Annotated in this window: 6 protein-coding genes and 2 rRNA genes; 5 read left to right on the plus strand and 3 right to left on the minus strand. The window is 72.6% G+C overall.

Going from position 1 to position 7,198, the window contains the following annotated elements; genetic code table 11:
• Nucleotides 1–7: 7 nt before the first annotated feature.
• Entirely contained in the window at nucleotides 8–1,153 is a 1,146-nt protein-coding gene (gene mtnA, locus ABZ876_RS23145) for an S-methyl-5-thioribose-1-phosphate isomerase (RefSeq protein ID WP_361784235.1), read from the minus strand.
• A 141-nt stretch (nucleotides 1,154–1,294) separates the two neighbouring features.
• Here mtnA and ABZ876_RS23150 point away from each other — a divergent pair, with 141 nt between their 5' ends.
• The 5 genes from ABZ876_RS23150 to ABZ876_RS23170 are packed head-to-tail and all read left to right on the plus strand — an operon-like array spanning nucleotide 1,295 to nucleotide 6,836.
• Complete coding sequence (locus tag ABZ876_RS23150) at nucleotides 1,295–2,629, plus strand: hypothetical protein (protein ID WP_361784238.1); 1,335 nt, start codon at nucleotides 1,295–1,297, stop codon at nucleotides 2,627–2,629.
• Between the two features lie 4 nt (nucleotides 2,630–2,633).
• The gene (locus ABZ876_RS23155; RefSeq protein ID WP_361784241.1) at nucleotides 2,634–3,350 is read left to right on the plus strand and encodes a DUF4129 domain-containing protein; all 717 of its coding nucleotides are present in this window, start codon (nucleotides 2,634–2,636) and stop codon (nucleotides 3,348–3,350) included.
• Nucleotides 3,347–4,537 (plus strand): DUF4350 domain-containing protein, encoded by a 1,191-nt coding sequence (locus ABZ876_RS23160; protein ID WP_361784244.1) that lies wholly within the window; start codon nucleotides 3,347–3,349, stop codon nucleotides 4,535–4,537. The genes ABZ876_RS23155 and ABZ876_RS23160 overlap by 4 nt, the downstream gene beginning before the upstream one ends.
• Nucleotides 4,537–5,526 (plus strand): MoxR family ATPase, encoded by a 990-nt coding sequence (locus ABZ876_RS23165; RefSeq protein WP_361784247.1) that lies wholly within the window; start codon nucleotides 4,537–4,539, stop codon nucleotides 5,524–5,526. Before ABZ876_RS23160 ends, ABZ876_RS23165 begins: the two co-directional genes overlap by 1 nt.
• Complete coding sequence (locus tag ABZ876_RS23170) at nucleotides 5,526–6,836, plus strand: DUF58 domain-containing protein (protein WP_361784250.1); 1,311 nt, start codon at nucleotides 5,526–5,528, stop codon at nucleotides 6,834–6,836. The genes ABZ876_RS23165 and ABZ876_RS23170 overlap by 1 nt, the downstream gene beginning before the upstream one ends.
• A gap of 82 nt (nucleotides 6,837–6,918) precedes the next feature.
• Here ABZ876_RS23170 and rrf read toward each other — a convergent pair.
• Nucleotides 6,919–7,035: ribosomal RNA gene (gene rrf, locus ABZ876_RS23175) — 5S ribosomal RNA — on the minus strand.
• 89 nt (nucleotides 7,036–7,124) lie between these two features.
• Nucleotides 7,125–7,198, minus strand: a 23S ribosomal RNA gene (locus ABZ876_RS23180); the annotation flags it as partial.

Consider the following 7,198-nt stretch of genomic DNA (forward strand, 5'->3'; position numbering starts at 1 on the left):
CCATTAACTAAATTGTTACCTGGCGTGACCTGTCACACAGCGCAGCGAGTGCATCGGCCGTCACAGGAGAGACGACGCCCTCTTCGGTGACGATCGCCGTCACCAACTCGGGCGGCGTCACATCGAACGCCGGGTTGTACGCCTGGGTTCCCAGGGGTGCCACCGGTATCCCGCCTCCCGCTTCCGCTCCCGCCACCGGTACCCGGGGCGCGGTGACCTCCGTCACCTCGTGCCCGGGCCGCTGTTCCACCTCGATGGACGCCCCGTCGGGCGTGCCTGGATCCACCGTCGTCACCGGGGCCACCACGATGAACGGCACATGGTGGTACCTGGCCAGAACGGCGAGCGGATAGCTCCCCACCTTGTTCGCCACCGAACCGTCGGCCGCGATCCGGTCCGCCCCGATCAGCACGGCATCCACCTCGCCCGCCGCGAACAGGGAACCGGCCGCGTTGTCCGTGAGCAAGGTGTACGCCATCCCGTTGCGGGCCGCCTCGTACGCCGTCAAGCGAGCACCTTGCAGCAAAGGCCGCGTCTCGTCCACCCACAGCCTGCGCAGCCGCCCCGCCCGGTGGGCCGCCAGCGCCACCGCGAACGCCGTGCCCTCACCCCCGGACACCAGCGCCCCGGTGTTGCAGTGGGTCAGCACCCGGTGCCCGCCCCCGGGCAGCAGCTCGTCCAGCAGCGCCAGACCGTGCCGTGCCATCCGTGCGCTGGCCTCGGCGTCCTCCCGGTGCAGGGCGCGCGCCGCGGCCAGCGTCGCCTCGGCGGCCTGCCGCCGATCACCGCCGCCGGCGGCCGTGGCCCGGTACGCCGCCTGGGCCCTGCGCACGCCGACGGCGAGGTTCACCGCGGTCGGCCGGGCGCCCTCCAGCGCGGTGGCGGCCTCGTCCACGTCGAAGCCACGCGCCGCGGCGAGCGCGACACCGTACGCCCCGGCGATCCCGAGCAGCGGCGCTCCCCGCACGGCCAGCGTGCGGACCGCGTCCACCAGCGCGGACGCGTCCGTGCACACGAGCTCGACCTCCTCGGCCGGCAGTCTCCGCTGGTCGAGAAGGACCAGTACGGGCCCTTCGGGCGGCTCCTCCCAGCGGATCACGGGTGTCTCCGTCGACTGCTTGTCCTCGCCTGCACGCGCGTACTGATCAGCCATGCGGTCAGTCTGCCCCGTACCCGGCCGACAATTGAAGGTGTACAGCCCACACCACCCCTGGTCCCCCGCCGGACACAGCGTGGCACGATGTCTGCCAACTCGCCGCCGCATCCGCGGAGCGGGCACCGTGAAGGAGCGACGATGAACGACACTCCGGGCTGGGCTTCGCCCGGATCTGCCCCCTCCGAGGGGACGCAGCCGGACGCCACCGGTGTGCAGCCCCCGCAGCAGCCCTCGGACCAGGGCGGTGGCGATGAGCCGCAGCCGCCGACGCAGTGGTCCAAGGAGCAGCCCCCGCCCGGGCAGTGGAGCGCTCCGCACCCTCAGGTTCCCGGTCAGGTCCCGCCGCCCCCGCCCGGAGCGGGCTGGGGCGCCCCGCCCGGCGGTCCCGGCGGCTACGGGGCTCCCGTCGGCGGTCCCGGCGGCTACGGGGCTCCCGTCGGCGGTCCCGGCGGCTGGGGAGGCGCCTGGGGCCCGCCGGCCGCCGCCAAACCCGGTGTGATCCCGCTGCGGCCGCTCGGGGTCGGCGAAATCCTCGACGGCGCGGTCTCCACCATGCGCACCCACTGGCGCTCGGTCCTCGGCATCACGCTGGGCGTCTCCGTCTTCACGGAGATCGTCGCCATCCTGTTCCAGAAGCTCGTCCTCGACGACCGCGCCACCGCCGACACCCTCAGCGACCCCAGTTCCTCCCCCCGCGAGGTGGGCCGCGCCCTGGGCGGGGTGCTGCTGAGCTCCGGAGTGGTCTTCCTGGTGACCATGATCGGCACCATCGTGGCGACCGCCCTGCTCACGACCGTCACCAGCCGGGCGGTGCTCGGCAAGCCGGTGACCATAGCGGAAGCCTGGCGCGACGCCCGCCCGCAGCTGCTGAAGCTGGCCGGTCTGACGCTCGTGCTGCCGCTCATCGCCCTCGTGATCTTCGCCATCGGCACAGTGCCCGGCATCCTCATCGCGGCCGCCGGCGCGACCGCCGCGGGGATCTCGCTGGCCTTCCTCGGCGGCCTCGGCGCCGCGGTGGTAGCCATATGGATCACGATGCGTTTCTCGCTCGCCTCGCCCGCGCTGATGCTCGAAAGGCAGAGCATCCGCACGTCGATGAGCCGCTCCGCCAAGCTGATGCGCGGCTCGTGGTGGCGGGTCAGCAGCATTCAGGCGCTCGCCCAGATCATCGCGAGCATCGTGGGGGCGCTTGTCGTCATCCCCTTCGCCGTCGTCGCCGGCATCCTCAGCGGTGACGGCATGAGCAGCCTCTTCAACAGCGCCGGAGGCGGCCCCGGCTGGACGTTCCTGATCATCAGCGGTGTCGGCTCGGTGATCGGGAGCACGCTCACCTTTCCGATCAGCGCCGGCGTGACCGTGCTGCTCTACATCGACCAGCGCATCCGCCGCGAGGCCCTCGACCTCGACCTGGCCCGCGCCGCCGGCGTCCAGGGCTACGGCGTCGCCGTCACCGACGCCACACCGGGGAGCTGATGGGGTGAGCCCGACGGGGGGAGTGGGGAAGGCCGTGCGGGTGCTGTGGCGCTCGGGCGACCAGCCACCGGTCACGATCCCGCGCGACCCGGCGCGGGAGGCGGCTCGGCGTGAGCTGTCCAAGCGGATGTACCACGAGAGCGACCCCGGCCTGCTGCAGCGCGCCCTGAACGCCTTCTGGGACTGGGTCGGCGGCCTCTTCGACACCGCCTCGTCCGCGGCGCCGGGCGGCTCCGTGGGCCTGCTCGTCATCGCGCTGGCGGTCCTGGCGCTCATCGGGGCCCTGTGGTGGCGCCTGGGTACCCCACGCCGCATGCCCACCTCGTCCGCCGCCCTCTTCGAGGACCGCCCCAAGAGCGCCGCCGAACACCGGGCGGCCGCCGAGGCGCACGCCGCCCAGAGCCACTGGAGCCAGGCCGTCCAGGAACGCATGCGCGCCGTCGTCCGCTCGCTGGAGGAACGCGCCCTGCTCGACGTACGCCCCGGCCGTACCGCGGACGAGGCCGCCGTCGAGGCCGGCCGCGCACTCCCCGACCACGCGGACCGACTGCGGGTGGCCGCCCGGGACTTCGACGACGTCACATACGGCGGCCGGGCCGCGGCCGAAGGAACGTACCGTCGGCTCGCCGACCTCGACGACGACCTCGAGCGCACCAGGCCCCAGCTCACCGACAGCGCCCCCACCACAGCCCCCGACGCCCCCACGGGAGCCGCCGGATGACGTCCGAGGCCACCCTCCCCGCCACCTCCGTCTCGCCCACCGCCCGCCGGCTGTGGACCCGGTCGCGCGGCCTGCTGCTCGCCGTCGTCCTCCTGCTGGTCGCCGCCGTCGTGATCGCCGTGGTCCGCTCCAGCGCCCACCACGGCCGCCTCGACCCGCGCTCGGCCGACCCCTACGGCAGCCACGCCGTCGCCGCGCTCCTCGCCGAACGCGGTGTCTCCACCCGGGTCGTCACCACCCTCGACGCGGCGCGCACCGCCACCGGCCCCGACACCACGCTTCTGGTCGCCGCGCCGGACCTTCTGACCCACCATCAACAGAGCCGCCTGCAAAAGGCGGTGCAGAACTCCGGCGGACGGACGGTCCTGATCGCGCCCGAGATCTCCGTCGACGGCCTCGCCCCCGGCGTCTCGGCGGACCCCGCGCCCAGCTTCGACTCGCTGCTCAGTCCCCGCTGCGCGCTTCCCGCCACCCGGCGCGCGGGCACCGCCGACACCGGCGGGGTCCGCTACCTCACGGCCGGCGCCCACGCCGACCGCTGTTACCCCAGCGACGGCCTGCCCACCCTGGTGCGGCTCCCGGCCGCATCCGGAAGCGGCGACACCGTCGTCCTCGGCGCGCCCGACGTCTTCTACAACAACCGCCTCGACGAGCACGGCAACGCCTCCCTCGCCCTCCAACTGCTCGGTTCGCGCTCCCACTTGGTCTGGTACCTCCCCTCGCTCTCCGACACCTCGGCCACCGACTCGGGCCGCCGCAGCTTCTTCGACCTGCTCCCCTCGGGCTGGCTCTGGGGCACACTGCAACTCTTCATCGCCGCGGCCCTGGCCGCCCTGTGGCGGGCACGCCGGCTGGGCCCGCTCGTGCCCGAAAAACTTCCTGTCGCGATCCGCGCCTCCGAAACCGTCGAAGGCCGCGCCCGCCTCTACCGCAAGGCGCGTGCCCGCGACCGCGCGGCCGCCGCTCTTCGCTCCACCACCCGCACCCGCCTCGCCGCCCTCGTGGGAATCCCCCTCGCCCAGGCGCATACGCCCGAGGCCCTGCTGCCAGCGCTGTCCGCCCACCTCCACGGTGACGGACAATCCCTGCACTCCCTCCTCTTCGGCCCGCCGCCCGGCGACGACGCGGCCCTGATCGCACTCGCCGACCAACTCGACGCCCTCGAAAGAGAGGTACGCCGTCCATGATGGACCCGACCACTGACAACGCCGGGCACGCCGGGGATACGGACGCCGTCCGGGCCTCCCTGGAGGCTCTGCGCGCCGAGATCGCCAAAGCCGTGGTCGGCCAGGACCCCGCAGTCACCGGTCTCGTCGTGGCCCTCCTTTGCCGCGGACACGTGCTCCTCGAAGGAGTCCCCGGGGTCGCCAAGACCCTGCTCGTCCGCGCCCTCTCCGCCGCCCTCGAACTCGACACCAAACGCGTCCAGTTCACACCGGACCTGATGCCGAGCGATGTCACCGGCTCCCTCGTCTACGACGCGCGGACCGCGGAGTTCTCCTTCCAGCCCGGGCCGGTCTTCACCAATCTGCTGCTCGCTGACGAGATCAACCGAACCCCACCGAAGACGCAGTCGTCCCTCCTCGAAGCCATGGAGGAGCGTCAGGTCACGGTCGACGGCACCCCGCGCCCGCTCCCCGATCCGTTCCTGGTCGCCGCGACCCAGAACCCGGTCGAGTACGAGGGCACCTACCCGCTCCCGGAAGCCCAACTGGACCGCTTCCTGCTCAAACTGACGATCCCTCTGCCGTCCCGGCAGGACGAGATCGACGTCCTCACCCGCCACGCCGCCGGCTTCAATCCCCGCGACCTGCGCGCCGCCGGCGTACGCCCGGTGGCAAGCGCCGTCGACCTCGAGGCAGCACGCGCCGCCGTCGCCAAGACGACGGTCTCCCCCGAGATCACGGCGTACGTGGTGGACGTCTGCCGCGCCACCCGCGAGTCGCCGTCGCTCACTCTCGGCGTGTCACCGCGCGGCGCGACGGCGCTCCTGGCCACCTCCCGTGCCTGGGCCTGGCTGACGGGCCGTGACTACGTCATCCCCGACGATGTAAAGGCCCTGGCTCTTCCGACACTCCGTCACCGCGTGCAATTGCGCCCGGAGGCGGAGATGGAAGGGGTGACCGCGGACTCCGTCATCAACGCGATCCTCGCCCACGTCCCCGTGCCCCGCTGATGGCACTCACCGGACGAGCCGCGCTCCTCGCGGCACTCGGCACCCTCCCCGTCGGCATCTGGTCACCGGACTGGACGGGCATCCTCGCCGTCAACGGCCCACTCGCCCTGGCCTGCGCCTGTGACTTCGCACTGGCCGCGCCCGTACGCCGCCTCGGCCTGAGCCGGTCCGGCGACACCTCCGTACGACTGGGCGAGGCCGCCGACGTGACGCTCACGGTCGCCAACCCCTCCCGCCGTCCGCTGCGCGCCCACCTCCGCGACGCGTGGCCGCCCAGCAGCTGGCAGCCGGGAACCGAAGTGACCGCGTCCCGCCACCGCCTGACGGTCCCTCCGGGCGAACGCCGCCGGGTCACGACCCGTCTCACCCCGACCCGCCGAGGCGACCGGCACGCTGACCGCGTCACGATCCGCTCCTACGGCCCCCTCGGCCTCTTCTCCCGTCAGGGCACCCACAGGGTCCCGTGGACGGTACGGGTCCTGCCGCCCTTCGCCAGCCGCAAACACCTTCCCTCCAAGCTGGCCCGCCTCCGTGAACTGGACGGCCGGACCAGCGTGTTGATCCGAGGCGAGGGCACGGAGTTCGACAGCCTGCGCGACTACGTCCCCGGCGACGACACCCGCTCCATCGACTGGCGTGCCACGGCCCGCCAGACCACGGTCGCCGTACGCACCTGGCGGCCCGAGCGCGACCGCCACATCCTGCTGGTTCTGGACACGGGCCGGACGTCCGCCGGAAGGGTCGGCGACGCGCCCCGCCTGGACGCCTCCATGGACGCAGCGCTGCTCCTGGCCGCCTTGGCGTCCCGTGCGGGCGACCGCGTGGACCTGCTGGCCTACGACCGACGGGTACGTGCCCTGGTCCAGGGCCGGGCGGCTCGTGAGCTGCTGCCGGCCCTGGTCGACGCAATGGCGACACTGGAGCCGGAACTCATCGAAACGGACGCCCGAGGACTGACGGCCACGGCGCTCCGTACGGCACCGCGCCGCTCCTTGATCGTCCTGCTGACCACACTCGAGACGGCACCCGTGGAGGAGGGGCTGCTACCGGCGCTGACCCGCCTCAGTCAGCGCCACACGGTGCTGCTCGCCTCGGTCGCCGATCCGCACATCGCCCAGATGGCCACAGCGCGCGGCAGCGTCGATGCGGTGTACGAGGCCGCGGCGGCAGCCCGGGCCCAGGCGGAGCGCACCCGCACGGCGGAGCAGCTACGCCGCCACGGCGTCACCGTCGTGGACGCGACCCCGGAGGATCTTGCGCCGGCACTGGCGGACGCCTACCTCGCCTTGAAGGCGGCGGGCCGGCTCTGAGCGTCAGGGCCGGCCCGCCGCCCGCGGTCCGAAAACGCAGAAAGCCCCCGTGCCGAATGGCACGGGGGCTTTCTCAAGAATTGTTCGGCGGTGTCCTACTCTCCCACAGGGTCCCCCCTGCAGTACCATCGGCGCTGTGAGGCTTAGCTTCCGGGTTCGGAATGTAACCGGGCGTTTCCCTCACGCTATGACCACCGAAACACTATGAAACTGACAACCCGGCCGCACCCACCAAGGGGCGCGGGGTTGTTCGTGGTTTCAGAACCGACACAGTGGACGCGAGCAACTGAGGACAAGCCCTCGGCCTATTAGTACCGGTCACCTCCACACGTTACCGTGCTTCCAGATCCGGCCTATCAACC

The organism is Streptomyces sp. NPDC046931, from assembly GCF_040644655.1.
Taxonomy (GTDB): domain Bacteria; phylum Actinomycetota; class Actinomycetes; order Streptomycetales; family Streptomycetaceae; genus Streptomyces.